Below are 23,612 nucleotides of genomic sequence, written 5' to 3' on the forward strand. Positions count from 1 at the left end.
CGGAGCGTACCAAACAACAGAACTGTAAAGAGAAAGTGGCGCGCCCTGCTGGATTCGAACCAGCGACCCACAGCTTAGAAGGCTGTTGCTCTATCCAACTGAGCTAAGGGCGCCCTGTTGGTTTTCACGCATAAAGGCGAAGGCGCTGAAAATCAATGTGTCCAGTTCTGGATTCGGTCGAAGCGGAAATTATCCGCGTAAACCTTGGGACGACGCAGGCGCTCAGCGGGCTTTTCTACCTCAACGGCAATCTGCTCACGCTTGGCATAAGCCAGCGCCTCATCCATCGTATCAAACGCGAGCTTGATCTGGGAACGGGTATCAGCACTGCCTGTCCAGCCCATAAGGCTGTCCTGACGCCGTGGTGCGCCCTGTCCATATTCAAGAACCCAGCGGCGCGTACCCGCAAGACCGGACTGACCGGCAGGTTTAGACTGTTTGTAAAGACGAGCTGGCATATCGGGACTCCCCGCTTTTGCAGTGGTCGGGGCGCCCGGACTCGAACCGGGGGCCTCGTGTACCCAAAACACGCGCGCTACCAGGCTGCGCCACGCCCCGAACGAGGCAGAACCTAAGCGCCCTGCCGCGCGCTGGCAAGAGCCACGACATCAAAAAACCGATAAAATTTCAGCCAGCACACCAGCTTACGCCGCCGCACCGCCATCCCGACCGCCATCGACCAGCGGCGGCACAAAGAGCGGAGCCGTATCCCACGGGAACAGCACCCACGTATCCTGCGAAACCTCGGTCACAAAATGATCCGTCAGATCACGCCCTTTGGGCTTGGCGTACAGGCAGGCAAATACCGCCTTTGGCAGGCGTTCGCGCACCAGCCGGGCTGTCACACCGGAATCAACCAGATCATCCACAACAAGAAACCCCTCGCCATTACCTGCCGCATCGGGCTGTTTGACAATCACGGGGTCTCCCTGCTGCTCCTCATCGTACGACACGACGGAAATGGTTTCCATCACCCGGCAGCCCAGTTCACGGGCGATAATGGCGGCGGGAATCATACCGCCGCGCGTAATGGCCACCACCCCACGAAACGGCATAAGGGGCATAAGCTGGCGCGCGAGCGTGCGGGCATCCCTGTGCAGTTGGTCCCATGTTACGGTTGCGTACTGCGTGGCCATTGCGTTTCCCAAATCATGTGTCGTTTCTTCTGGGGAACAGACATGCTCTGCAATGGCGTGTCATGCAACGCTCTTGATTACGCATACCCTGCCACACGGCCATGCCTGCGGGGGTGTTGTCTTTCCCAATCTGGCCGCTCCATAATGGGATATGCCATTTCTCATACCTCTCCGCCCTGCCTGCAACGCATGCTAAGCGCTCCTCTCTCCAGCGCGGCTGTCAGGCCGGTCAGGCTGCTGCACACATCGGACTGGCATCTGGGGCATGAACTGTTCGGCCACACGCGCGAGGCGGAGCATGATGCTTTTCTGGCATGGCTGTCAGATACACTGGCACAGACACAGGCCGATGCCCTGCTCGTAACAGGCGACATCTATGATGTGGCCAATCCCTCCGTGCCAGCGCAGCAGCGGCTATATAGATTTATAGCTGCACTACGCCAGCGCCTGCCCCGGCTTCAGATCATCATCATCGGGGGCAACCATGACAGTGCGGTACGCATAGACCTGCCCGGCGCTCTGGTGGATGCAGATGTGCATTTGATTGGCGGCCTGCCACGCCATGAGCGCGAGCCTGACATGGAGCGGATCTGTATCCCGCTAAAAAATACCGATGGCGTACCCGCCGCGTGGCTGGCGGCTGTTCCTTTCTGCCGCCCGTCAGACCTTGATGCAACCGGACTGAGCGGACTGTATGCCCGCATCATGTCCGCGCTGGCGGACAGGGCGCGCGGCCTGCCCATGGTGCTGAGTGGCCACCTGCATGTTGCAGGTGGCGAAGTTTCCGAGCTGTCCGAGCGCAGGCTTGTTATCGGGGGGGAAGAAGCCGCCGCAACCGATCTGTTCGACCCCCGTGCCGCTTATGTGGCACTGGGCCATCTGCACCGCCCGCAAACTCTCAAAGCCGCCATGCCCATCCGCTATGCTGGCTCCCCTTTCCCGCTTTCCGCCGCAGAGCGCGGCTATCGTCATTGCGTTACACTGGCGATCCTTGAGCAAAGCGGCACCAGACTGGAAACCCTGCCAATCCCGCGCAGCGTGGATTTTCTACGCATTCCTGAAAACGGCGCCTTGACACTGGATGATGCCGTAAATGCCATACAGGCCCTTACCCTGCCAGACCGCCCCCGCGCACAGCAGCCCTTTATTGAAATTGCCATTCTGATCAACGGGCCGGAGCCACATTTACAGGCGCGTATTCTCGCAGCCCTTGAAGGCAAGCCCGTGCGTTTGACACGCATCCGCCGCGTTACCCCCCAAAGCGGGCAGACTACCCCGCTAAGCGACCCCACACGCGACCTGTCCGACCTGCGTGCAGAGGATATTTTTATCGCAATGCACCAGCGCGAACACCAGACACCCCCCAGCGAAGCGCTTAGCCGTGCCTTTGCCGAACTGCTTCTGGAAGCCTCCCGCGAAGAAGACAGTGCGCAGACGGATGGGAAAAACTGATGCGTATCCTGTCCATTCACGGCAAAAACCTTGCAAGCCTTGCCGGAGAGTTTTCGCTTGATTTCCGGCAGGGACCATTGGCCGATGCCGGTATTTTCGCCATTACCGGGCCAACAGGCGCTGGTAAATCCACCCTGCTGGACGCCATGTGTCTGGCCCTGTTTGATAGCCTGCCCCGGCTCGAACATGCGCCACGCAGCGGAGAAAGCACGCAGGATGGCCTATCACCCAGCGATCCACGCGGCATCCTGCGGCATGGTACGGGCGAAGGCTATGCCGCGATAGAATTCATGGGCCGCGATGGCCATGTCTATCGCAGCGAATGGAGTGTGCAGCGCGCGCGCAAGCGCCCCGATGGTAGCCTACAGGCCTCAAAAATGATGCTGACCTGTCTGGATGCCAGCCCGGCATTGCCGGACAGAAAAAAAGAAATCAAAGACTATATTCTCGATCAGATCGGCCTGAACGCCCAACAGTTCGGCCGCGCTGTGGTGCTGGCCCAAGGCGAGTTTGAGGCCTTCATCAAGGCACCGGGCGATGAGCGCGCGCAATTGCTGGAAAAGCTGACCGGCACCGGCATCTATACCCGTATCGGCCAGCTTGCATTTGAAAAATCCAGTGCAATCAAAAAAAGCTATCAGACCATTGAACAGAAGATTGCGGCAAAGGACTGCCTTACCCCTGCCGCCCGCACAGCTCTTGAAGAACAACAGAATACGGCATCCACCGCCGCCAAGGCCAGCACGGCCCACCTGCATGCGCTGCAAACCCTGCAAACATGGTACACCCACCATCACGAACACACCACACGACTGGAACAGGCCCAGTCAGAACTGAACAATGCCCGAAAAAATCAGGACAATGCCGCCCCACGCCGCGCCGCACTGGCCCGCAACCAGCGCGCACTGGCACTGGCGGAATTCTGGCGCAACAGCCTTGATGCCCAAAAAGCTCTGGATGATGCGACAAAAACCCTAAACCAAACTCGCATAGCAGAACAGGAAGCCCGACAGGCCGTCCAAACCACCCAACACACTCTCCTTCAAGCGGCCAACACTCTGGCGCAGGCAGAACAACAACAAAAAGAGACCACTCCCCAACTGGCCGCCGCCCGCCGAGCAGATCAAGAAATCGAAGCCGCCAGACAAACCTTCCGCATAGCCCACGAAAAACATGAGACCTGTAAAGAAAATTACGTACGCTCACAAAAACAGGCGGTAGAGTCTACCAAAGCACTGGAAACCGCCCAGACCCTGCAAACCACATTGCAGGCCTGGCAGGAAGCCCATAGACCGCTTGAACGCCTCGCGCATGATGAACATGACATAGCCCGCAGACTAAAAAGCCGTCAGGAGCAGGCCCAACATATCCAGAACCTGCAACAGAGTTTGCAACAGCACACAGCGGAACTGGAAAAAGCCCATGCGGCCATGACAGCCGCCCGCCAAACCTGCACGGAAGCGGAAACCAACCTCCAGAAAGCAGCACGCCACCTGCACACTACCCAAGACAGCGCTCCCACGGCGCAGCAACGCACAGCCTTGCACGAAGAAAATACAACCCTATCAAAACTCGAACAAAACCATGCGGCTTTGCAAAAAGACCGCCTTCTGATCACTCAGATCAAACAGGAGCACGAGACTGTTCAGGCTGACCTCAGCCGCCTGATAAACGAGCAGCAGGAACGCCAGGCCGCAAGACAACACGCCGAACAGATACGCCCCGTACAACACATCCGGGCGGAAGAAGCCCGCAAGGCCGCCACAAGACTGACTGCCGCAACCGATGGCACTGCGCAGCGCCTGCGCGACACGCTGGTACCGGACTGCCCCTGCCCTGTCTGCGGGGCAAAGCAGCATGATCTTTCGACCATCACCAATGTTCTGGATGAAGCGGCAGCACAAGCGCAGGCAGAGGCACATAGCGCCGAACAGGCCCTGCACGATACCGAGCAGACCCTGCTCACCCTGAACGCGGCAGACGCCGCCGCCCTGCCGCTACGCACACGGCTGGAGCAGGAGCGGCAGCGCCTGACGCATCAACGGGCCGACCTTGAAAGCCTCTGTGCACAGGCCAGCGCCACCCTGCACGCAGCACTGTGCACAGAGGCGGATGAACCCGAACCCGATGCCGACACTCTGGCCCGGCGCCTGCACAGCCGACAGGAAAACCTGCACGCACGCAGCATGGCCATGACCCGCGCACAGCAAGATGTTGATCAGGCCAACCGTGATGAGCGCGATGCACGCAGCCTATATGAAAAACAGCGCACCCAGTTCGAGACAGCAGCCGAACATCTGCGCACAGCCCAAAACAGCCACAGCACCACACAGAATGACCTGCAAACCACGCAGGAAAAACAGGCCGAGCTTACCGGTTTTCTAGCAGAACGGCTCGATACGATTGAACCAGACTGGCAAAATCTGCCCAACCCGCAGCTTTGGCTTTCTGAAAAAACACTTGAATGGCGCGACACAGAGACCCGCCTGAACGCCAGCAAGGCCGATTTGCCCATTCTGATAAGCGAAGAAGCCCGTGCTACTCAGGCCCGCGACATGACCCTCCGCCAGATGGAGGAAGCGCAAAAAAACCTGACACAGGCTGAAACTCTGCGCATTGATCTTGAGCGCACACGGGCAACCCTGCTGAATGGAAAACCCGTTGAAGCCGTTGAAACTGCACTCGCCAAAGCAATACAGGCCGCAACCGAACAGCACGAACACGCACGCAACGCGCATAACAGGGCCAAACTGCTCGAAAACACAACGATAGTGCAGCATCAGGAAGCTGAACGCACTGTCCTGTCCACAACGCAAAAACAGGCGCTCAGCCAGCAGAAGCTCGACCAGCATCTGCTAGCCGCCTCGCTCAGCATTGCAGACGTAACACTGGCCGCAAACCTTGGGGCCGATGCACTGGCCGCTGAAGAAAAAGCCCTGCATGCATTGGAAACCGCCATAACCAGCGCGCAGGCCAAAGTTGTGACCCATCAAAACCTGCTGGCCGAGCACGAGGCTGCCCGCCCACACAATCCAACGCCGGAAGGCCTCTCTCTGGAACAGGCTCTCCAGCTTGCAAGAGAGATCACTGACAAAGCCGATACCGCCCTGCAGGATGTCACATTCCGCCTGAGACAGGATAACGAGGCACGCAACCAGACCGAAAAACTCCGTGCCGATCTGGAGCAGGCCAAAAAACAGGGCCGCGTATGGGAAGAACTGGGCGACCTGCTGGGAGATGCCAAAGGCAAGATCCTGCGTGGCTTTGCCCAGAACCTGACCCTTGATCGCCTTCTGGGTTTTGCCAACGAAAAACTGGCCGATCTCAAGCCCCGTTACACCCTCCAACGCGCCGGGGGCGATACGCCTGATGGCGCCATGCTGATCGAGGTTGTGGACAACGACATGGGCGGGCAGACACGCGGCCTGCACAATCTTTCTGGCGGAGAGCGCTTTCTGGTCAGCCTGTCGTTAGCCCTTGGCCTGTCGGAAATGTCCTGCGGGCAAGGTGTGCGCATTGAAAGCCTGTTTATTGATGAAGGCTTTGGCTCGCTGGATTCCAATAGTCTCGGGCAGGCCATTGCCGTACTGGAACACCTGCACGCGCAAGGGCGGAGGGTTGGGGTTATCAGCCATGTCGAGGAACTGAAAGAGCGCATTCCGGTCAAGGTGGAAATCACGCCCGGCGCGAGCGGGCGCAGCAGTCTGACCATCATAACCGACTGAAGGAAAACCACCCCGGCTCTGCGATTCGTAAAGCCGAATAAAACCGCAACAAATACCCCTACCCTAAAGGACGGATAAGGGGCTGGTTTTTATAGCCAGAAAATTCATTTTTTTTGCGCCCGGCCATTATTTATCGGCCGAAAGGGTCTGCACTGTAGCGCTTGAGCCATGACTGGCCGAATAGTCCTTGCAGTTAAGAACGGGTCGCAATACATCGGAGCTGGCGGGTTTGCCCTGCCCTTATGTTGCGCGTGTTTTTTAACCCTTATTCACGGCAGGATCTCAAGCACGGTGAAGGATTCAGAACCCATTCTGAACGTCTATCTCAGCCACCGCCTGCATTTTGTGGAGGTAGCGGCCAGCATTGTCGGTTGCCGTGCCAAGGCTGAAGATATTGTGCAGGATGCCTTTATCAAAGCCACCTTGGTACATGATAAAGGCACACACATCCAAAACCCTGTGCCGTATCTGTTGCAGGTTATCCGCAGGCTGGCCATTGATTTCCTGCGCTTTGGCCGGATCCGCAATGAAACAGACATAGCCGACAGCGCCATCCAGAACCTGCTGAGCGACCCCCGCTCACCCGAAACCTATCTGGGCAACAGCGAAGAGCTGGCCATTATCGAAAATGCCCTCGCTGCCCTACCTGAGCGGGTGCGCCTTGCTTTTGAAATGAAACGTTTTGGCGGCTGCAAACTGCGCGAAATTGCCGTCGCGCTGGATATTTCCGTGGGCCGCGCCGCGCAACTGGTCAGCGAAGCCATGCTGGCCTGCCAGACAGCGCTCGATCAGGCCGAACCCAGAAACTGAACTGAGTGCCATGCCGTGCCCATGACAGAGCCCCCTTCTTCTTCACACGACCCGCTGGGCAGCGAGGCCTCTTTGTGGGTTATCCACCTGACGGACACCCCGCATGACCCCGCCCTGCGCAGGGAGTTTGCCACCTGGCTGGCACGCTCTCCCGCCCATGCCCATGCGTGGGCACGGGCATTGCATGTCTGGCGGCTCTCTGGTGCTACCGAACCGGCACTCACGCCTCTGCCTGCTACCGTCGAGGGACGACGCCAATTCATCCCATTTGCTTTCATGCCAATCGCCATACGACATGCCGGACTGGTCTGCGCTTTTACTGCGGCATTCTGTCTGGCGGGGGCTTTTGTACTACCGGATATTCGTCTTGCCCTACAGGCGGATTACAGAACCTCCACCGGCACAAACCAGAGCGTCACCCTTGCTGATGGCAGTATCGTCACACTGGGTGCTCGTTCAGCCATAGCTGTTCATTACCGCCACCGGACACGCGATATTACCCTGCTTGCGGGCGAAGCTTTTTTTCAGGTCAGACATGATGCGGCAAGGCCTTTCCGGGTCACGGCAGGTTCTACCCATGCGCGCGATATTGGCACCCGGTTTGATGTCCGGCTGGATTCAACGCAAGTACAGATCAGCGTGCAGGAAGGGCGTGTCGGGGTGTCCAATACCCGGCACGAGGCAGAAGAGATTGAACTGGGCGCGGGAGAAGAAGTCCGAGTGGATCGGGCGACTGGCAACATGACGCGCGAAAGCGTTGTGCCTGATACCATCGGCTCATGGCAAACGGGCATGCTGGTGGTCAGCAACGATACTGTCGGGCATGTCACTGATACGCTCAGGCGTTATTATTCCGGCTTTATCGTAAGCTGGAGCCCGGCCCTTCTCTCCCGGCATGTCGGGGGGGTGTACGATCTGCATAATATCCCTGCGGCGTTCAGGGCTGTGGTTGTGCCTTCTGGCGGGCGGGTCCGCGAAGTAGCGGATCACGTGCTGATTGCAACCGCTGCCCATCACCCCCACAAACCCTGAACAGATCAGGCCCGCACAAGGCTTTTGTGTATTCTCCGCCCTGCTTTGCAAAAATAATTTGAAAGAGCGCCCTATAAAAATGCCCGGGTTCCCCGTCCTCATTTCAAATGCGATTCATTCTTATACTTTGATTGAGGCGATCCATATGGAACCTGAACTAACTCCTCGCGCCCGCAGCCACACCCACAAGCCCGGACTACGCCAGACATGGCTTAACCGCCCTGTCATGCTGGCTATGCCTGCCGGGCTGTTTTTCGTACTGACAAGCCTGAACACGTTCCCTGCCCACGCGGCAGAGGCAGCCGCTTTACAGGCCACCCCAACCGCCGCCCATACCTACGACATTCCCGCCCAGCCACTTGGGCAGGCTCTGGCCGTTTTTGGCAAGCAGACCGGCATTCAGATCACTTATGACCCCGCACTCCTTGCAGGCAAAACATCCGCACAGGTCGCCGGTTCCATGCCTGCACAGGAAGCCTTACAAAAACTTCTTTCACAGTCAGGACTTTCCTATCGCTACGCAAGCCATGATACCATTGTTATCCAGAATGCCGCCACCAGCATCATGCTCGGCCCCGTGCGGGTTGCAGGCTCGGAACTACCCTCATCCGCCATGATAGGTGCCCTGCCCCCAACCCTGCCCGGTGGACAGAATGCACGGGGCGGACAAGTGGGCATATTCGGCAATCGCGATGTTATGGACACACCGTTCAACACGACAAACTATACAGAAGACTTTATTGAAAAACGGCAGATCAGGACAATCCGTGATGCCCTGAAGGATGATCCTTCCGTACGGGCCGGATTTGCAACAGGCACCGCCGGGGTCGAACGCATACAGATCCGTGGTTTCAATATTGATAATCAGGATATGGCGCTCGGTGGCATTTACGGCATGCTGCCTTTCAACGGCATTACATCTGAACTGGCTGAACGGGTTGAAGTGCTGCGCGGCCCCGCCGCCCTGCTGAACGGCATGACACCGGGCGGAAGTGTTGGCGGTGTTGTCAACATCATTCCCAAACGCGCCCATGATAAACCCATAACCAAAATCGAAGCCGATTATACCTCCAACACCCAGTTTGGCGGCCATGCCGATCTAGGCCGACGCTTTGGCAAGGACAAGCAACTTGGCGTGCGGCTAAACGGTATGATCCGTTCAGGATCAAGCCCCATTGACTATAACGACATGAAAACCGCCCTGATTGCCTCAGGCATAGATCTGCGCCTGCACCGCATACGTTTTTCCACCGATTTTGGCTATCAGGTGCGCGATATCAACGGCGTTCTGCCCTATTACGATCTGGCCTCCAACGTAGCCATACCCGATGCGGGGCGTGTGAAAAGAAACTTCAATCTGCCGTGGAGCTACCTGAACGCTCAGGATTTTTTTGGTGTATTCCGCACTGAAGTCGATCTATTCCGTAATTTTACAGCTTATGGCACCGTGGGCGTGCATGATTATCAGGTCAAAGGTGCTTACTACCAGCAGATGATCATCAAGGACGCGCAGGGTAACGCAACGGCCTCCACACCGGTAGGAATTGCCCAGCACGGGCGTTACCTGACGGCCGAAGTCGGCGTGCGCGGCAAAATCGACAGTGGCCCCATTACGCAGGAACTCGCGTTTTCCGCCAACCGGCTCGATTACATGCTGGGCCGCCAGTTCGCCAACAACAATGCCGTCTCGCCTGACAGGATCAATATCTATAGCGGTCTGGGCACGTATTATTCAGGCAACAACATTGCCGTGCCGGGTTCAGCCCCGATCGCCAGCACGGTCACTCTGGAAAGCCTTGCCTTTGCCGATACGATTTCCGCACTGGACAAGCGTATACAGGTCACTGGCGGCCTGCGCGTGCAGCGTGTGCAAAGCTCCAATTACGGCTCGGACCATGTAGGGGCAAAAACCAGCAGCTACGACCAGACCGCTATCAGCCCCGCCGTGCTGGCGATTTTCAAGCCACTTAAGAATGTTTCAATCTACGGCAACTGGATTCAGGGATTGCAGCAGGGCGGCACCGTTGCCTCCAACTATGCCAATGCCGGGCAGGTTTTCTCTCCTTACAAGTCAACCCAGTACGAGGTAGGCGTCAAAGCTGACTTGAAAAAATTCATTCTTAGCCTGGATGTCTTCCAGATAACTCAGCCAAGCCTGACCTACGATGTCAAAACCAACATTCAGTCTGAAAATGGCGAGCAGCGTAACCGGGGGCTGGAAATCAATATTGCAGGCGAAATCATCCACGGCCTGCGCGCCACGGGTGGTGTCATGCTGGTTGACGCCAGAATGAAGAAAACACAGGGAGGCACCTATGATGGACAGAGCGCGCCCAACACCGCACCGGTCAATTTCAACATGGGACTGGACTACGATATTCCGTTTATCCAGAACCTCGCCGTAACAGCCGATGTTATGTACACAGCTTTTGAATATATCGAAAACAGCAACACAAACCGCAGGCGCATTCCCGGCTGGGTCAGGCTGGATATGGGAGCGCGTTATTCCATGAAAAACCCGGCATCGCAGGATGGAAAGCTTACCTTCATGCTCAATGTCGATAATGTCACCAACGAACGGTACTGGAACTCGGGCGGGTATAACTATCTCTCGCTCAGCGCGCCCAGAACAATCCGGTTCGGGGTGACGGCGGACTTCTGATGGTGCCAGCCGGACTAAAAACAACCGCACGTATTCTACTCGCTCTGGGGGGTGGATACTGGGCCTCCTCCGCCTCCTTTGCGCTGTTGGCCCGTGTGCTGACAGCTTGCGGCATGCCACGGGTGGACGCGGTAACACTGGGCATGATGCTGGTTTTTATCCTGTATCTCTGCCTGATCCTGTGGGTTTTTGCCGCGCGCCGGGTCTGGCTTCCCTTCTGGGTGCTCTGCGGCCTGATTGCAGCAGGCCATATGGCACCGTTCTTTTTTACGCAGGGGCACTGACATGGAGCCTGATTTCCGCCGGGCCATGGGCTGGCTCCATACATGGGCAGGAGTTTTGCTGGGCAGCGTGCTGTTCGCCATTTTCTGGATGGGCACACTCTCGGTTTTCGATATCGAGATAGACCAGTGGATGAAGCCCGCTACCCGCCTTCCCCCGGCGGCACAAACACTGGCGCTGGAGCGTTTTCGGCCCTCTTTGAACGAAGCTATTGCAGCACGGGCCGCTTTTTGGAACGTGGAACCACCCAACGACCGCCAGTCAGTCGCCAGCGTGCATTACCGGACAAAAACCGGCTTTGTCAGTCACGATATAGACCCCGTATCCGGTCGCACCCTGCCTGATGCAGGCACCCTTGGAGCCAGCGGGTTTATTTTCCCTTTTCATTACTCGCTGCATCTCAGGATTATGAATCTGGGAACATGGCTGGTGGGGCTGGCTTCCATGGCCATGCTGGTTCTGTGTGTGAGTGGCGTCATTATTCACCGCAAGATTTTTGCTGAATTTTTTACTTTCCGCCCTAGTAAAAAGCCACGGCGGCTCCTGCTTGACCTGCATAATCTCTCCGGTGTTTTAGGCCTGCCATTCCATATCATGCTGACATTTTCAGGGCTGGTCATTCTGGGGGCCACGTTTTTTCCTGCGAGCATCAACGCGCTTTACCCCAATCCACGCGGGTATTTTTACGAGGCGAATGGCCTATCATTCCTCAATGTCAAACCGGGGCAACCCGGCGCACCTGTTGTTTCTCTGGATGAAACCTTCGCCCGCGCCCAGGCAGTCTGGGGAAACGGCAGCCCCGAAACCGTGCTTGTCGCCACACCCGGCACAACAACCGGCCGTATCGCCTTTTTTCGTGACCGCACCCAACAGGTCGTTATGGACAGGGATGTCGTGGCCTTCAGCAGCACAACAGGCGAACTGGTGTCGCATCCGCCAGCCCCCCGCGCGATCATACGCACACAGCGCTTCCTGAGCGGCCTGCACCTTATTCATTTCCACCACTGGGTGCTGCGCTGGCTATACTTTATGCTGGGGTTGGGGAGTTGTCTCCTGATTGCCTCGGGCTTTCTGTTCTGGCAGGCCTCGCGCCGGACAAAACAGGCCAACACATTCGGTTTCAGGCTGGTGGAAGGGCTGAGTGCAGGCTCCATTACCGGAATCATGCTTGCAACACTGGCTTTTTTTATCAGCAACCGCCTTCTGCCCCCCGGCGCCCATGCCTTTGGCATGGGCCGCGCCGCGCTGGAGATCGGGTGTTTTTATCTTGTCTGGGTCGGGGCTTTTCTGCACGGCTGGCTCCGGCCACGCCGGGTCTGGATTGAACAGAGCGCCGCCATCAGCGCATTTTCTGCGCTGGCTGCCATGCTAAACTGGATCACTACGGGCGACCACCCGTTACATAGCCTTGCCAACCGTTATCTCTGGCCTGTTGCCGGGATGGATATGCTCCTGCTGGTCGGGAGCGCACTGGCTTTTCTGACAGCACGCAAACTGGCGCGCAAGCAACCCGGCAAAGCCGTAGGGAAAACCGTATGAGCACTACCTGCCTGTTCTACCTGCCCCTTTGCCTGTGGCTGTTTATTGCTTTTGCCCTGCTGGCTCTTACACAATTCAACCACCGGCGCGCATGCGGCATGACCGACCTGCCGCCCTCCCGCACACGTCTGATCCGGCTTATGGCTGGAGTGATGCTGCTGTTTGCACTGGTTATCTCGATTGCACATGAAAGCAGCGGGTTCGGGTTTCTGCTCTGGGTCGGGCTGCTGTCGCTCTGCGCCTGTGCCGTAGCGCTACTGCTTGGATGGTACCCACGCCTGCTGGCCCCACTAGCCCGTTTGATGGCCAAGCCATCAACTTAAAAAGCGATCTGAAAACGCATATATTTTACAAAAAAACCCCGACGGATTTAACCGCCGGGGCAAACAGAACAAAGCGACATTCAGCCTGCGGGGTAAGTGCTGAGTGTGCGTTTGACCGCCTCGTGCCAACCCGCAATCATGGTGCGGCGCTGTTGCTGTTCCATTTTGGGTTCAAACAGCGAACCACGCGCCCATTCGGTGGCCACCGTCTCTTCACTCTCCCATATCCCTGTTGCCATACCAGCAAGAAAACCCGCCCCCATAGCCGTGGTTTCCACATTGCGCGGTCGCTCGACCTTGGCCTGAAGCATATCTGCCAGAAACTGGCAGTACCAATCATTGGCCGACATACCACCATCCACGCGAATGCTTTCAGCGGCTCCGCCGCCATCCTGCTGCATGGACGTCACCAGATCGAGGGTCTGGAACGCCACGGATTCCAGCGCTGCGCGGGCAATATGGGCCGCCGTTGCATCCAGTGTCAGCCCGCAGATAAGGCCACGAGCGTCCGGGTCCCAATGGGGGGCGCCCAGCCCCACGAAACCGGGTACCATATAAACACCGTGGCTATGGGGCACGCGGGTGGCCATATCATCCGTCTGGGACGCATGCGTAATCAGGTGCAACCCGTCACGCAGCCACTTGATGGCTGCCCCTGCCACAAAAATAGAACCTTCCAGTGCGTAAGTGGCCTTGCCGTTCAGGCGATAAGCAATGGTGGTGAGCATACGGTTGCGCGAGATAACCGGCTTATCACCCGTATTCAGCAGGACAAAGCAGCCAGTACCATAAGTGGCCTTGGCCATGCCCGGCGTAAAGCAGGCCTGCCCGACCACAGCCGCCTGCTGGTCGCCCGCGATCCCGGCAATGGGAATGGCCCGCCCGAACAGGGCTGGATCGGTCTCGCCATACAGGGTGCTGCTGTCACGCACCTCGGGCAGCAAGGCTGCGGGAATACGGAACAGACGCAGCAGTTCTTCATCCCAGATCTGGCGATGAATATCGAACAGGGATGTACGCGCAGCGTTGGTGGCATCAGTGGCATGCACCTTGCCCCCTGTCAGCCGCCACAGAATGAAGGAGTCGATCGTGCCGAAGGCCAGCTCGCCCTTTTCGGCACGAGCCCGCGCGCCCGATACGTTATCGAGTATCCATGCGAGCTTGGTGGCCGAAAAATACGGGTCCAGCAGCAGGCCGGTGCGTTCGCGCACCAGATCTTCCGCCCCTTCCTCGCGCAGTTTCTGGCAGGTTGTAGCGGTACGCCGATCCTGCCAGACAATGGCGCGGTGAATAGGCTTGCCGGTAGCACGTTCCCACACCACGATGGTTTCACGTTGATTGGTAATGCCAATACCCGCCACCCGCTCCAGCGCACCGCTTTTGTCCAGTGCGGCGCGGGCAGTGTTCAGCACATCGCGCCAGATGTCCTCCGGGCAGTGCTCTACCCATCCGGCATTAGGATAATGCTGAGGAAATTCCTGCCGCGCAGCCGCCAGTTCCTGTGCATTCCGATCAAAGACGATACTGCGGGTTGAGGTCGTTCCCTGATCAATAGCCAGGACACAGTCTTGCATGCTCATGTGGAATAGTCCTTCCGGGTCGAACGCTCAGTCAGCCGAAAGAGCTGAGGTGGCTGATTTTGCGGGCATGAATGGGCGCAGCAGGCACTGATACAGCGTGGCTCCCACAAGCCCGCCGCATAGTGGCCCGACAATCGGCACCCACCAGTAGTTTTGAGGCCCCGGCAGGGCGGAAGCCCCCCAACCGGCGATATAACAGAACAGGCGCGGCCCAAAGTCGCGGGCCGGGTTAAGCGCCCAGCCTTCCAGATTGCCGGATGCCGCACCAATAATGGCAACCAGCAGACCAATGATCAGCGCGCCAGAATTGGCCTGTGGCGCAACCGTATTGTACTCGCAGGTAATGGCGAAAATACCGAGGATGAGAAAAGCAGTCAGGATGATCTCATCAGTCAGCGCATGCAGGGGGGTTATGGCCTCGCCCGGCATGGTAAAAAAGACCCCGCCCGCGGCACCGTCATGCACGAAATCGAGCTGATGCACCTGTGCGAAATGCACGATAACCGGCCCATACAGCGCATAAACCAGTGCAGCCCCCGCAAAGCCACCCAAAATCTGGGCAGCCCAGTACGGCACAACTTTTTTCCATGAAAAACCACGGTAACAGGCCATTGCCAGCGTAACCGCCGGATTGGCATGGGTGCCGGAAACGGCCCCTGTCACATAAATGGCGATCGTAACGCCCAAACCCCACGTAATAGCCAGCCCCCAGTAGGACAGCTTGTAGGGGCTGGGGTCATACAGCGCATACATGGCAACGGCGGAATCACCAATCATGACAATGATCAGTGTCGCCAGCCATTCGGAGATCAGTTCACCCAACAGGGCAAATCTGGTTTTGCTCATATCTTTCCTCTTTTTATTCTTGTTTTTCAGGAAAGGGCTGAAACGTCTGACAGGGTTTTACCCCAGCTTCTGCCGGATATAGGCTTCCACCTCGGCTTTGGCGGCGTCATCCAGATGCAGGCCCAGCTTGCTGCGCCGCCACAGGACATCCTCTGCCGTGCGAGCCCATTCATGGGTTATCAGATAATCGATCTCGCGTGTACCCAGATCGCTGTCCGCCAGCAAGCCCATCTCATCAAGCGATGTCGCATCGCCGATAATCTCGTAAGCCCGGCTGCCGTAATTGCGCATCAGACGCCAGGCCAGACCTTCTGGCAACCAGGGGGCGGCATGGCTCAGACGATCAAGCGCACCGCCAAAACCGCCTTCGCCAATATCGCCACCGGGCAATACTTCGTTTGCAGTCCAGCTCTGCCCGGAAACAGCCGGCAGCACAGGGGCTAGCTTTTCCAGCGCATGTTCAGCCAGCTTGCGATAGGTGGTAATTTTGCCGCCAAAAATGGACAGAAGCGGCGCACCGCCCTGCGTATCCAGATCCAGCACATAATCACGCGTCACTGCCGAAGCGTTGGCCGAGGCATCGTCATACAGCGGACGCAGGCCAGCATAGCTCCAGACCACATCGGACTCACTAACCGTAGCCTTGAAATAGCGGTTCACGCTCTCGCACAGATAGCGAATTTCTTCCGGTGCAATAGCGACCTTGCCCGGCTCCTGCTCCCACGGGATATCCGTCGTGCCGATCAGGGTAAAATCCTGTTCGTAGGGAATAGCGAAAACAATGCGCTTGTCGGGGTTCTGGAAAATATAAGCCTGCGGGCCGTCAAACACACGCGGCACAATGATATGGCTACCCTTGACCAGCCGGACAGACTTGGAGTTAGGCACCTTGAGCGTATCGGCCAGCAGGCGTGCAACCCACGGCCCTGCCGCATTGACCAGCGCCCGCGCCCGCACAGTGCTCTGTTCGCCCGTTATACGGTTTTCCAGCGTGGCTTCCCACAGGCCATCCACGCGGTTTGCCGCGATCAGCCTTGTGCGGGTGCGAATATCCGCCCCACGCTGGGCCGCATCAATAGCATTGAGCACCACCAGACGGCTGTCCTGCACCCAGCCATCGGAATAGATAAAGCCTTTGGTGTATTCGGGCTTGAGCGCACGACCGGAAGAGTGAACCCGAAAATCAATCCCGTGCGACTTGGGCAGCGTCATGTTGGACGCCAGATGATCGTACAGAAACAGCCCGGCCCGCAGCATCCACGCCGGACGCACCAGCTTGGAATGGGGCAGTACAAAACGCATGGGCCAGATAATATGAGGGGCGATCTTCAGCAGCCGCTCACGCTCCATCAGCGCTTCACGCACCAGCCGGAATTCATAATATTCCAGATACCGCAGCCCACCATGCACCAGCTTGGTGCTGGCCGATGAGGTATAGCTGGCCAGATCATCCTGCTCGACCAGCAGGACAGAGGCACCGCGCCCCGTAGCATCGCGCGCAATACCTGCGCCATTGACGCCACCACCGACGACAAGCAGGTCATAAGGGACGTTGGATGAGACGGTCTGAGACATGATCCGGGCAGGTTCCATCAAAACGAAATGGCCCACAGTTTATTCGAAAACGAAAAAGAAAAGCAAGATTTTCGCGCAAGCCAGCCGCAAAGCCCCGCCAAATGGGTTCGTTTACGAAAAAAATTAGGCCGGCTGGCCCGTAATATCCCCACACACAACATGCAGTCGCACGGCATTTTCCTGCAGGATAGCGCGGATTCCAGCCGGGGGCGGCTGGTCAGTATAGAACGCGCTCACCTGCGAAATATGACCCACACGCGCCATCGGGCGGCGATGGAATTTAGTATGGTCGGCAAGCAGGAACACCGTGCGCGCATTGCGTAGGATTGCCTGCGCTGCGTTGATTTCATCCGCATCGAAGTCGAGCAGCGTGCCATCCTCATCGATCCCGCTGATTCCGATTACCCCGAAATCAGCCCGATATTGCTCGATCATGGCCGCCGCCGCCGGGCCAACAATACCGCCATCGCGCAGGCGCACGCTGCCGCCTGTAATAATAAGGCTGCAATCCGGAGCGGGAGCCAGCAGGCTCGCCACATGAATGTTATTGGTGATAACCCGCAGCGCCCTGTGGCTCCGCAGACTACGGGCAAAAGCCTCGGTTGTGGTGCCGATGTTGATGAAGAGCGAAGCACCGTCCGGTATGGCCTGGGCAGCTTCGCGCCCTATCGCTTCCTTTTCGCGCAGATGCAGAATCTGGCGATCAGAATAATCAATATTCTCGGCCTGAGAAAGCGCACTCGCCCCGCCATGATGGCGGGTGAGAAAACCTTGAGCGTCCATACAGTTCACATCACGCCGGACGGTCTGCACGGTTACATTGAGTGCGCGGGCCAGTTCCTCGCTGCTCAGATACCCCCGCTGGTTGACCAGCTCAAGAATACGCGCGCGGCGAATATCAACAGCGCTTGCCATGCGTCCTTTTTGCCCCTGTGCCAGCCGGGATCACCCCTGTGCGATACCGAAAAACTCCCGCTCTTGGTGCCCCAGACCGGCTTGCGCCGTCAACACCGGGCGCACCCGGAATGCTTGCATCACCCCGGCATGGATGGGGCGTATTTTCGTTCTGTAACCAGAATGGTCTTGCCTCACAAAAATAATCAGTATACTGATATAAAAACGGCACGCCCCCTAGCCACGGAGACACTTCATGTCTGTCAAAACCATCCTGTCCGAACTGGAAGGGTGCACAGATTCCGCCCTGCTGAACGACTGGCACGTGGTGGCGTATTCCACCGATCTGGAACAGGGCAAACTTCTGCCCGTTACCCTGATGGAACGCGACCTCGTGCTCTGGCGCTCCGCCTCAGGCGAAGTGCATGCCTGGGACGACCTGTGCATCCATCGCGGCGCACGCCTGTCCAAAGGCTGTATCGAGCGCGATACCGTTGTCTGCCCCTATCACGGCTGGCGCTATAACGATCAGGGAAGCTGTGTACTGATTCCGGCCGCCCCCAATGAACCCCCAATGAAAAAAGCCCGCGCCATTACCCACCCGGTCAAGGAGCGCTACGGCTTTATCTGGGTAAGCACCGGCACACCGGAAAAAGATATTCCGGTTTTCCCCGAGTGGGATGATGCCAGCTACCAAAAAGTGCATTGCGGCCCATACACGTTCCGTTCCGGGTATCGCGCGGTCGAAAACTTCATGGACCCCAGTCACTTTCCGTTCGTGCATGCCGGGGTCAACGGTATTTACGACAACCCCGACCCCATCGCCCCTTATGATGTGGAGTTGACGGAGGAAGGTCTTGTCACCAGTGAGGTGCGCGTAACACAGCCCTACGGCGATCCCCGCCAGATTCCGGTCATTGCTTATTATGCCTACACATGCTTCCGCCCGCTTGTGGCATATTTCAAAAAGCGCCTTGTCATCCAGAACCCCGAAGACCAGCATCTGGGCAATGAGGACGACCGTTTCTGCACCTTCCTGACCACCCAGATGGTCGATCAGCAGACCAGTATCGTGCGGATCTGTTGCGCCATGAACTTCAATCCGCAGCCAACGGTTGAAGACGTCCGTCGCCGTCAGGACATCGTCTATGCGCAGGATGCAGGCATTGTCGATACGCAGCGCCCCGAACGCATCCCGGTAGACCTGCGGCTGGAACTGCACCACCGCAGCGACCTGCTCGGGCAGAAATATCGCAAATGGCTCCAGACAATGGGGATTACCTACGGTGTCTTCTGACGGTTCGGCCCCTACCACGCAGCAGGCTCTCATTACCGCCCGGCAGGTCGCCGGGCGGGACATCTGCCTGCTGACCTTGCAGGCAGAAAACGGCGCCCCCCTGCCCGAGGCAATGCCGGGGGCTCATATTGACCTGCATCTGCCCGATGGCCGCAGCCGACAATACTCGCTGCTGTCCTGCGCTCCTTACACGATTGCCATCAAGGCGGTACGGGATGGACGCGGAGCCTCACAATGGCTGCATGATACCCTGAAGGTGGGTGACACCATCAGAATTGGCATGCCCAGAAACAACTTTGCGCTGCGTGAAGGCGCAACCGATACCGTGCTGCTGGCAGGCGGGATCGGCATTACAGCGCTGCTGTGCATGTATGATGCGCTAATAGCCGAGGGCCGCACGGTCTGCCTGCATTACTGGGCACGTTCGGTAGAAGAAACATTCCTGCATGCACAGCTTTCCAGCAGGCCTGGGCTGCATATCCACTCATGCGGCGGGCGCGTAACGTCAATGGCTGCCGTCATGGCCGAACATGGCCCCGAGGCAGATCTTTATTGCTGTGGCCCTACACGGATGCTAGCGGAATTCACGGCACTGACACAGGGCCGGAACCCGCAAAGGCTGCATATCGAACGCTTTAGCGCCGACAGCACCACTTTGCCTGAAACAACAGATAACGGCTTTAGCGTCCAACTGGCCCGCAGTGGCACAACCATTGCCGTGGGAAAGGATCAGTCCATTCTCGAAGCGCTGACAGAGGCCGGGGTAGATATTGAATATTCCTGCGAGGAGGGGCTGTGTGGCGCCTGCGAAGCGCGTGTGTTGGACGGCACCCCCCTGCACCGCGACAGCATACGAACACCCGATGAGCACGACCAGCGACGCACAATCATGCTGTGCGTAAGCCGGGCACGCTCCGGCATATTGGTACTGGACCTGTAAACAGACACCCGGAGAAGGCTTTTCATGAGCGTATCAGACCCCTTCCCCCCCCATGAGGCCGTGCAGGCACTGGCCCGGCAGGCGGGGCTTGAACTTACGGCAGAGAACACCCCCGGAATTATAGAAAATATGCGTATTCTCCAGCATTATTCCGATCTCATCAATACATTCCCCCTCTCGGACCACTGCCCTCCAGCATTTGGGTATCAGCCATGACAGCAGGTGTGCAGGCGCTGGCGGAGCGTGTGCGTTCGCGCACGGTTCGGGTTAGCGATAGTATCCGCGCGACACTGGACACCATAACCCGGCATGATAAAGGCCTGAATGCCGTGACACGGGTTCTGAGCACGCGCGCTCTGCAAAGTGCTGCAGCTCAGGACGCCTTTTTAGAGGCAGGCGGCACACCCGGCCCGCTGGCTGGCGTACCATTCGGGGTGAAGGACCTTTTCGATCTGGAAGGGATCACAACCACCGCAGGCTCCGCAGCTCTGGCCAACACACCCCCGGCAACGCAGGATGCCCTGGCCATTACCCGGCTGATCCGTGCAGGCGCCATCCCCGTTGCCACATTGAATATGGATGAATTCGCCTACGGCTTTGTAACAGAAAACGCCCATTACGGACGCACAGCCAACCCGCATGACACCGCCCGATTGGCGGGTGGGTCTTCAGGCGGTTCCGCCGCCAGCGTAGCAGCTGGCCTGCTGCCCTTCTCGCTAGGGTCGGATACAAATGGCTCCATCCGGGTTCCGGCGTCACTCTGCGGCGTATGGGGCCTGCGCCCGACTTACGGACGGCTCCCGCTTGACGGGGTTTATCCTTTTGCAGCCAGTCTGGACACCATCGGACCTTTTGCACGCAGTGCAGCCGATCTGCACCTCGTCTTTGCGGCTCTTGCCACAGATACCCCGCAGACCGCCCCCCCTACAGAGAGCCACACCGGCACCTTACGGGTTGCACGCCTTGGGGGGTGGTTTGCAAAAAACCTTGATCCCGATTTGGAGCAAGGCATAACCCGCCTCATGGAGCACTGTGGCACACGACAGGTCATAAACCTGCCGGAAGTCGAACGCGCCAGAGCTGCCGCCTTTCTGATTACGGCAGCCGAAGGGGGCAACCTCCACCTGCCTCGCCTCCGCAATAACGCTCAGGCTTATGACCCTGCCACCCGCGATCGCCTGCTTGCCGGAGCCCTTCTGCCCGCAGGACCGGTTATACAAGCACACCGTTTTCGTTCATGGTTCCGCGAAGCAATACATGGGATTTTCCGCGACTACGATATTCTGATCGCACCCGCCACGCCCGGCCCGGCTCCCCTACACGCCAACCCCATCCTGACACTGGATGGCAGGCCCGTTCCCGCCCGTGCCAATCTTGGCTTATTTACCCAACCCATCAGCCTTGCTGGTGTACCCGTGTTGAGCGCCCCCCTGCCCTGCCAGAGCAGGCATACCAATACGCCAACACCGGACATGCCGCTGGGTATTCAGCTTATTGCTGCTCCCGGTCAGGAAGAACGCCTGCTTTCACTCGGCATAAAGCTGGAAAAGGCTGGCCTGCTCGGACGCCCCGCAGCACAGTGGCCATAAAAAAATCCTGATGAAATCAGGATTTTACAGGGGCGCGGCTATGGATATTACCGGCTTCCGTCAGGGTTTTCATGGCGGACATAAACTGCGCCCGGCCTTTTACGGGAAGTGCCTCAATCGTACGCGCGTGAGCTCGGCGGGCGGGTTCGCTCATCTGATCGAGAATATCCTGCCCGGCCTGCGTTAGAAAAACCTGCTTTACCCGCCTGTCATGCTGGGCATTTTCCCGCCGCAGGACATCACGTTTTTCAAGTCTGGCCACTACATTGGCCAGAGTAGCCCGGTCAACACCGATTGCCTGTCCCAGTTCGTGCTGGTCTTTGCCCGGATACAAGCTGACCATGCTCATAATACTGTATTGCACAGGGGTTATGTCGAACCCGCTGCACTCCTCCATAAAAAGCGAGACATGGATCTGGTGCAACCGGCGGATAAGAAAACCGGGCCGCTCCAGAATCGCCTGTGTCCAGGCCTGATCGGGCTCTGCGGCCTCAGCGATAGTATCGGGGGACGACTGATTTTTCATGTCGAGAGGCTAACAGATTTCGCTCTACCTGCCAAACATTGAACAGGTTTAGAGGATTTTTCCGCGCTTGCGGGGGATTTGTTCTTGCCTGCACCATTAATACGTCAGTATACTGATCAATAATCTCACAAAGGATATCTGATAATGCCTGTTGACCTGATCCTGCGCTCCGGCACGGTAATTGATCCGCTTACAAAACGAAATGAAGTGCTGGATATCGCCATCACCAACGGGCAGATTTCCCACATGGCGCCCCGGATCGGGCCGGACATTACGGCACACAAGGAAATTGATGTAACCGGGCGCATTGTCGCCCCCGGGCTGATTGATACCCACGGCCATATCTACCAGCATGTCACTGGCCGCTTTGGCCTCAACCCGGACCTTGTCGGCGTGCGTTCGGGCGTTACCACCATTATCGACCAAGGGGGGCCAAGCTGCATGACACTTGGCGGTTTCCGCCATTTTGTGGCCGAACCGGCTGATACGCGCGTGTTGTGTTTTCTGTCCGCCTATCTTGTCGGCGGGCTTGAGGGGCACCTCTACCCCGAACTGTACGGCCCCGGCCAGACCAATGTCGAACACAGTGTTCGGGTTGCGCGCGAAAATGCCGATATCGTACGGGGCATCAAAGGTCATGCGGAAATTGGCGGCATTTCGCGCTGGGGTCTTGAGGTCGTCAAAATCGGCAAGGACATTGCACGACAGGCGGGTATTCCACTTTACGTCCATCTGGGCCAACTCTGGCCCACTCGTGAAGACGCGCCCGACATCAATGCCGATGATGTCGTGCGCGAACTCGTGCCGCTACTGGAGGAAGGCGATGTTCTGGCCCACCCCTTCACGCGCCACCCCGGCGGTTTCATTTCCATGGACACAGGCGAAGTCCACCCCGTTGTCTGGGCGGCACTCGAGCGTGGCGTTACGGTTGATGTTGGCCATGGCTCGCATTTTTCCTTCGAGATGGCCGAACAGGTCATGCGCGCGGGTATCCGCCCCTATACGCTGGGAGCCGACATGCACGGCTATAACGTGAACGTTCCCAATATTACCGATAGCGAAGACCGTCAGGCCAACCCGTTTGCCGGACGTGCACCTTTCAGTCTGACCAACGCCATGTCCAAACTGCTCTATCTTGGCATGTCGCTGGAGGAGGTCATGGCCACCGTAACGCTCAATCCGGCGCGGATGATTGGCATGTCCGATACGCTCGGCTCACTTCAGGTTGGGCGTGAGGCAGATATCAGCGTGCTCAATCTTGAGAAAGGCCGCTTTGAAATGACAGATAACAGCGGCGCACGAGTAACAACCAATACCATGCTTACCCCCGCCTTCACCCTGCGTGCCGGTCGGATTTTCGAAGCCGACAGCCCGCTCAATCCGCCTGTCGTGCCTGTTCAGTAA

Annotated in this window: 20 protein-coding genes and 2 tRNA genes; 13 read left to right on the forward strand and 9 right to left on the reverse strand. The window is 57.8% G+C overall.

The window, feature by feature from the left end; genetic code table 11:
* Positions 1-36: 36 nt before the first annotated feature.
* From J2D75_RS04270 to gpt, 4 genes are all read right to left on the reverse strand, one after another.
* Positions 37-113, reverse strand: a tRNA-Arg gene (locus J2D75_RS04270).
* Between the two features lie 39 nt (positions 114-152).
* Entirely contained in the window at positions 153-458 is a 306-nt protein-coding gene (locus J2D75_RS04275; RefSeq protein ID WP_207853174.1) for an ETC complex I subunit, read from the reverse strand.
* A gap of 23 nt (positions 459-481) precedes the next feature.
* Positions 482-558, reverse strand: a tRNA-Pro gene (locus J2D75_RS04280).
* 86 nt (positions 559-644) lie between these two features.
* Positions 645-1,136 (reverse strand): xanthine phosphoribosyltransferase, encoded by a 492-nt coding sequence (gpt, locus tag J2D75_RS04285; RefSeq protein ID WP_207853176.1) that lies wholly within the window; start codon positions 1,134-1,136, stop codon positions 645-647.
* Positions 1,137-1,325: 189 nt separating this feature from the next.
* On the opposite strand from gpt, the gene J2D75_RS04290 reads away from it, so the two are divergent.
* The 8 genes from J2D75_RS04290 to J2D75_RS04325 all read left to right on the forward strand — a co-directional run bounded on the left by J2D75_RS04290 (position 1,326) and on the right by J2D75_RS04325 (position 12,961).
* The gene (locus tag J2D75_RS04290; RefSeq protein WP_207853178.1) at positions 1,326-2,588 is read left to right on the forward strand and encodes an exonuclease SbcCD subunit D C-terminal domain-containing protein; all 1,263 of its coding nucleotides are present in this window, start codon (positions 1,326-1,328) and stop codon (positions 2,586-2,588) included.
* A complete protein-coding gene (locus J2D75_RS04295) occupies positions 2,588-6,313 on the forward strand; it encodes an AAA family ATPase (protein WP_207853180.1) in 3,726 nt (1,241 codons plus the stop codon). Before J2D75_RS04290 ends, J2D75_RS04295 begins: the two co-directional genes overlap by 1 nt.
* A gap of 291 nt (positions 6,314-6,604) precedes the next feature.
* Positions 6,605-7,123, forward strand: coding sequence for a sigma-70 family RNA polymerase sigma factor (locus J2D75_RS04300; protein ID WP_207853182.1), 519 nt, complete (start codon positions 6,605-6,607; stop codon positions 7,121-7,123).
* Between the two features lie 21 nt (positions 7,124-7,144).
* Complete coding sequence (locus J2D75_RS04305; RefSeq protein ID WP_207853184.1) at positions 7,145-8,155, forward strand: FecR family protein; 1,011 nt, start codon at positions 7,145-7,147, stop codon at positions 8,153-8,155.
* A gap of 145 nt (positions 8,156-8,300) precedes the next feature.
* Positions 8,301-10,817 (forward strand): TonB-dependent receptor, encoded by a 2,517-nt coding sequence (locus tag J2D75_RS04310; protein ID WP_243428485.1) that lies wholly within the window; start codon positions 8,301-8,303, stop codon positions 10,815-10,817.
* Positions 10,817-11,101, forward strand: coding sequence for a hypothetical protein (locus J2D75_RS04315; protein ID WP_207853187.1), 285 nt, complete (start codon positions 10,817-10,819; stop codon positions 11,099-11,101). The genes J2D75_RS04310 and J2D75_RS04315 overlap by 1 nt, the downstream gene beginning before the upstream one ends.
* 1 nt (position 11,102) lies before the next feature.
* The gene (locus J2D75_RS04320; RefSeq protein WP_207853189.1) at positions 11,103-12,638 is read left to right on the forward strand and encodes a PepSY-associated TM helix domain-containing protein; all 1,536 of its coding nucleotides are present in this window, start codon (positions 11,103-11,105) and stop codon (positions 12,636-12,638) included.
* Positions 12,635-12,961, forward strand: coding sequence for a DUF3325 domain-containing protein (locus J2D75_RS04325; protein WP_207853191.1), 327 nt, complete (start codon positions 12,635-12,637; stop codon positions 12,959-12,961). The genes J2D75_RS04320 and J2D75_RS04325 overlap by 4 nt, the downstream gene beginning before the upstream one ends.
* Before the next feature lie 80 nt (positions 12,962-13,041).
* Here J2D75_RS04325 and glpK read toward each other — a convergent pair whose 3' ends face one another.
* From glpK to J2D75_RS04345, 4 genes are all read right to left on the reverse strand, one after another.
* Complete coding sequence (gene glpK / locus J2D75_RS04330) at positions 13,042-14,541, reverse strand: glycerol kinase GlpK (RefSeq protein ID WP_207853193.1); 1,500 nt, start codon at positions 14,539-14,541, stop codon at positions 13,042-13,044.
* A 27-nt stretch (positions 14,542-14,568) separates the two neighbouring features.
* Positions 14,569-15,387, reverse strand: a complete 819-nt coding sequence (locus J2D75_RS04335) for an MIP/aquaporin family protein (RefSeq protein ID WP_207853195.1) — start codon at positions 15,385-15,387, stop codon at positions 14,569-14,571.
* A 57-nt stretch (positions 15,388-15,444) separates the two neighbouring features.
* Positions 15,445-16,980: a glycerol-3-phosphate dehydrogenase gene (glpD, locus tag J2D75_RS04340; protein WP_408736737.1), complete on the reverse strand. Its 1,536-nt coding sequence runs from the start codon at positions 16,978-16,980 to the stop codon at positions 15,445-15,447.
* Between the two features lie 105 nt (positions 16,981-17,085).
* Entirely contained in the window at positions 17,086-17,877 is a 792-nt protein-coding gene (locus J2D75_RS04345; RefSeq protein WP_207853199.1) for a DeoR/GlpR family DNA-binding transcription regulator, read from the reverse strand.
* Positions 17,878-18,112: 235 nt separating this feature from the next.
* Here J2D75_RS04345 and J2D75_RS04350 point away from each other — a divergent pair, with 235 nt between their 5' ends.
* From J2D75_RS04350 to J2D75_RS04365, 4 genes are read left to right on the forward strand one after another with little or no spacing between them, the layout of a single operon-like run.
* The gene (locus tag J2D75_RS04350) at positions 18,113-19,153 is read left to right on the forward strand and encodes an aromatic ring-hydroxylating oxygenase subunit alpha (RefSeq protein ID WP_207853202.1); all 1,041 of its coding nucleotides are present in this window, start codon (positions 18,113-18,115) and stop codon (positions 19,151-19,153) included.
* Entirely contained in the window at positions 19,143-20,093 is a 951-nt protein-coding gene (locus tag J2D75_RS14625; RefSeq protein ID WP_207853204.1) for a 2Fe-2S iron-sulfur cluster-binding protein, read from the forward strand. Before J2D75_RS04350 ends, J2D75_RS14625 begins: the two co-directional genes overlap by 11 nt.
* Positions 20,094-20,117: 24 nt before the next feature.
* Positions 20,118-20,309: a DUF4089 domain-containing protein gene (locus J2D75_RS04360; RefSeq protein ID WP_207853206.1), complete on the forward strand. Its 192-nt coding sequence runs from the start codon at positions 20,118-20,120 to the stop codon at positions 20,307-20,309.
* The gene (locus J2D75_RS04365) at positions 20,306-21,682 is read left to right on the forward strand and encodes an AtzE family amidohydrolase (RefSeq protein WP_207853207.1); all 1,377 of its coding nucleotides are present in this window, start codon (positions 20,306-20,308) and stop codon (positions 21,680-21,682) included. The genes J2D75_RS04360 and J2D75_RS04365 overlap by 4 nt, the downstream gene beginning before the upstream one ends.
* A gap of 16 nt (positions 21,683-21,698) precedes the next feature.
* Here J2D75_RS04365 and J2D75_RS04370 read toward each other — a convergent pair whose 3' ends face one another.
* On the reverse strand, positions 21,699-22,208 hold the full coding sequence (locus tag J2D75_RS04370; protein WP_207853209.1) for a MarR family winged helix-turn-helix transcriptional regulator: 510 nt from the start codon (positions 22,206-22,208) through the stop codon (positions 21,699-21,701).
* 144 nt (positions 22,209-22,352) lie between these two features.
* On the opposite strand from J2D75_RS04370, the gene J2D75_RS04375 reads away from it, so the two are divergent.
* Positions 22,353-23,612, forward strand: a complete 1,260-nt coding sequence (locus tag J2D75_RS04375) for an amidohydrolase/deacetylase family metallohydrolase (RefSeq protein ID WP_207853211.1) — start codon at positions 22,353-22,355, stop codon at positions 23,610-23,612.

The sequence above is a fragment of the Acetobacter suratthaniensis genome, from assembly GCF_017377745.1.
In the GTDB taxonomy this organism is placed as follows: Bacteria; Pseudomonadota; Alphaproteobacteria; order Acetobacterales; family Acetobacteraceae; genus Acetobacter; species Acetobacter suratthaniensis.

Coding starts and splice junctions, on each gene's coding strand:
- J2D75_RS04275 (WP_207853174.1), bottom strand. CDS start 458: ATGCCAGCTCGTCTTTACAAACAGTCTAAACCTGCCGGTCAGTCCGGT.
- gpt (WP_207853176.1), bottom strand. CDS start 1,136: ATGGCCACGCAGTACGCAACCGTAACATGGGACCAACTGCACAGGGAT.
- J2D75_RS04290 (WP_207853178.1), top strand. CDS start 1,326: ATGCTAAGCGCTCCTCTCTCCAGCGCGGCTGTCAGGCCGGTCAGGCTG.
- J2D75_RS04295 (WP_207853180.1), top strand. CDS start 2,588: ATGCGTATCCTGTCCATTCACGGCAAAAACCTTGCAAGCCTTGCCGGA.
- J2D75_RS04305 (WP_207853184.1), top strand. CDS start 7,145: ATGACAGAGCCCCCTTCTTCTTCACACGACCCGCTGGGCAGCGAGGCC.
- J2D75_RS04310 (WP_243428485.1), top strand. CDS start 8,301: ATGGAACCTGAACTAACTCCTCGCGCCCGCAGCCACACCCACAAGCCC.
- J2D75_RS04315 (WP_207853187.1), top strand. CDS start 10,817: ATGGTGCCAGCCGGACTAAAAACAACCGCACGTATTCTACTCGCTCTG.
- J2D75_RS04320 (WP_207853189.1), top strand. CDS start 11,103: ATGGAGCCTGATTTCCGCCGGGCCATGGGCTGGCTCCATACATGGGCA.
- J2D75_RS04325 (WP_207853191.1), top strand. CDS start 12,635: ATGAGCACTACCTGCCTGTTCTACCTGCCCCTTTGCCTGTGGCTGTTT.
- glpK (WP_207853193.1), bottom strand. CDS start 14,541: ATGAGCATGCAAGACTGTGTCCTGGCTATTGATCAGGGAACGACCTCA.
- J2D75_RS04335 (WP_207853195.1), bottom strand. CDS start 15,387: ATGAGCAAAACCAGATTTGCCCTGTTGGGTGAACTGATCTCCGAATGG.
- glpD (WP_408736737.1), bottom strand. CDS start 16,980: ATGGAACCTGCCCGGATCATGTCTCAGACCGTCTCATCCAACGTCCCT.
- J2D75_RS04345 (WP_207853199.1), bottom strand. CDS start 17,877: ATGGCAAGCGCTGTTGATATTCGCCGCGCGCGTATTCTTGAGCTGGTC.
- J2D75_RS04350 (WP_207853202.1), top strand. CDS start 18,113: ATGTCTGTCAAAACCATCCTGTCCGAACTGGAAGGGTGCACAGATTCC.
- J2D75_RS04360 (WP_207853206.1), top strand. CDS start 20,118: ATGAGCGTATCAGACCCCTTCCCCCCCCATGAGGCCGTGCAGGCACTG.
- J2D75_RS04365 (WP_207853207.1), top strand. CDS start 20,306: ATGACAGCAGGTGTGCAGGCGCTGGCGGAGCGTGTGCGTTCGCGCACG.
- J2D75_RS04370 (WP_207853209.1), bottom strand. CDS start 22,208: ATGAAAAATCAGTCGTCCCCCGATACTATCGCTGAGGCCGCAGAGCCC.
- J2D75_RS04375 (WP_207853211.1), top strand. CDS start 22,353: ATGCCTGTTGACCTGATCCTGCGCTCCGGCACGGTAATTGATCCGCTT.